At 48.5% G+C, this 2634-nt stretch carries 2 rRNA genes (1 of these 2 running past the window's edge); both read left to right on the forward strand.

Annotated elements, in window-relative coordinates:
• Positions 1-2449: ribosomal RNA gene (locus ABFR62_09780) — 23S ribosomal RNA — on the forward strand (it extends 564 nt beyond the left edge of the window).
• A 66-nt stretch (positions 2450-2515) separates the two neighbouring features.
• Positions 2516-2632: ribosomal RNA gene (rrf, locus tag ABFR62_09785) — 5S ribosomal RNA — on the forward strand.
• Positions 2633-2634 lie beyond the last annotated feature (2 nt).

Consider the following 2634-nt stretch of genomic DNA (forward strand, 5'->3'; position numbering starts at 1 on the left):
AAAAGTACTCCTAACAGGAGAGTGAAATAGTACCTGAAACCGTGTGCTTACAAGCAGTTGGAGTCTCGATTTATCGGGATGACAGCGTGCCTTTTGGATAATGAGCCAACGAGTTGCTCGTGCGTTGCAAGGTTAATTTCTTAAGGAAGGAAGCCGAAGCGAAAGCGAGTCTGAATAGGGCGAACATAGTAACGTGCGGCAGACGCGAAACCGGGTGATCTACCCTTGTCCAGGATGAAGTGAGGGTAAAACCTCATGGAGGTCCGAACCAGTATCGGTTGAAAACGATTTGGATGAGGTGAGGGTAGGGGTGAAAGGCCAATCAAACCCGGAGATAGCTCGTATTCCTCGAAATAGCTTTAGGGCTAGCCTCGAGATAAAGTGTAACGGAGGTAGAGCACTGATTGGGCTAGGGCCCTCACAAGGGTACCAAACTCAGACAAACTCCGAATGCCGTTTACATGTTTCTCGGGAGTCAGGCAGTGGGGGATAAGCTTCATTGCCAAGAGGGAAACAACCCAGACCATCGATTAAGGCCCCTAAATAGTAGTTAACAGAGAAAGGATGTTAGATTGCTCAGACAACTAGGATGTTGGCTTAGAAGCAGCCATTCATTTAAAGAGTGCGTAATAGCTCACTAGTCAAGCGATCTAGCGTCGACAATTTGCGGGACTCAAACTACTTGCCGAAATCATGGGCTCCGAATTTATTCGGAGCGGTAGAGGAACATTCTATAGGCGCTGAAGGTGTACTGCGAGGTATGCTGGAGCGTATAGAAGTGCAAATGTTGGCATAAGTAACGATAATTCCGATGAAAAATCGGAACGCCGAAAGTCTAAGGTTTCCTGAGCAATGTTAATCATCTCAGGGTTAGTCGGACCCTAAGCCGAGGCTGAAAAGCGTAGGCGATGGAAAACAGGTCAAAATTCCTGTACCTGGTATAATTTGTTTGACTATAAGGAGGGACGCAGAAGTGAAGATCAGCCACCTGTCGGATTAGGTGGTCTAAGTGTGTAGGTTTAGAGAGTAGGCAAATCCGCTCTCTTATAAGACTGAGACACGAACGGGAGAGCCTAGCTCACAAACTGATCGTAATCATGCTGCCTAGAAAAGCTTCGTATAGGAAAATTATATCGGTCCGTACCGCAAACCGACACAGGTAGACGGGATGAGTATTCTCAGGCGCTCGAGTGAATCGTGGTTAAGGAACTCGGCAAATTAGCTCCGTAACTTCGGGAGAAGGAGCACCCTTATTAGGTAAGACTCTTCGCGAGTTTAGCTGAACAGGGTCGCAGTGAAAAGGCCCAGGCGACTGTTTAACAAAAACACATGTCTCTGCGAAGTCAATTAAGACGATGTATAGGGACTGACACCTGCCCGGTGCTGGAAGGTTAAGAGGAGAGGTTAGATTTCGGTCGAAGCTTTGAATCGAAGCCCCAGTAAACGGCGGCCGTAACTATAACGGTCCTAAGGTAGCGAAATTCCTTGTCGGGTAAGTTCCGACCTGCACGAATGGTGCAACGATCTGGGCACTGTCTCGACCACGAGCTCGGTGAAATTGTGGTACCGGTGAAGACGCCGGTTACCCGCAGAAGGACGGAAAGACCCCGTGAACCTTTACTGCACCCTAATATTGGGTTCGGGTAAGTCATGTGTAGGATAGGTGGGAGACTTTGAAACCGGGGCGCTAGCTTCGGTGGAGTCAATGGTGAAATACCACCCTTGGTTTAGTTGGATTCTAACCGCGGTCCATGAATCTGGATCCGGAACAGTGTTAGGCGGGTAGTTTGACTGGGGCGGTCGCCTCCCAAAATGTAACGGAGGCTCTCAATGGTTCCCTCAGCATGGTTGGTAATCATGCTTCGAGTGCAAAGGCAAAAGGGAGCTTAACTGTGAGACATACAGGTCGAACAGATACGAAAGTAGGACTTAGTGATCCGGCGGTAGCGAGTGGAAGTGCCGTCGCTCAAAGGATAAAAGGTACTCCGGGGATAACAGGCTGATCTTGCCCAAGAGTTCATATCGACGGCAAGGTTTGGCACCTCGATGTCGGCTCATCGCATCCTGGGGCTGAAGAAGGTCCCAAGGGTTGGGCTGTTCGCCCATTAAAGCGGTACGTGAGCTGGGTTCAGAACGTCGTGAGACAGTTCGGTCCCTATCCTCTGCGGGCGCAGGATACTTGAGAAGAGTCGCTTCTAGTACGAGAGGACCGAAGTGAACAAACCTCTAGTGTACCAATTGTCACGCCAGTGGCATGGTTGGGTAGCTACGTTTGGAATGGATAAGCGCTGAAAGCATCTAAGTGCGAAGCCAACTTCAAGATAAGGTATCCCTTGCCGATTTATCGGCACTAAAGACTCCTTGGAGATTACAAGGTCGATAGGCTGCAGGTGTAAGTGCGGTAACGTATTCAGCCGAGCAGTACTAATAAGTCGTGAGACTTAACCATTTATTTTTATTAAAACATTTTAGGGCTCAGTACACTCATCAATCTTCAATTTTTATTGAAAAGTTTTCTGGTGGCTTTAGCTAAGGTGAAACACCTCTTCCCATTCCGAACAGAGAAGTTAAGACCTTAAACGCCGATGGTACTGCTTGGGCAACTTTGTGGGAGAGTAGGTAGCTGCCAGGATT

This window comes from Bacteroidota bacterium, from assembly GCA_039714315.1.
Classification (GTDB): Bacteria; Bacteroidota; Bacteroidia; order Flavobacteriales; family JADGDT01; genus JADGDT01.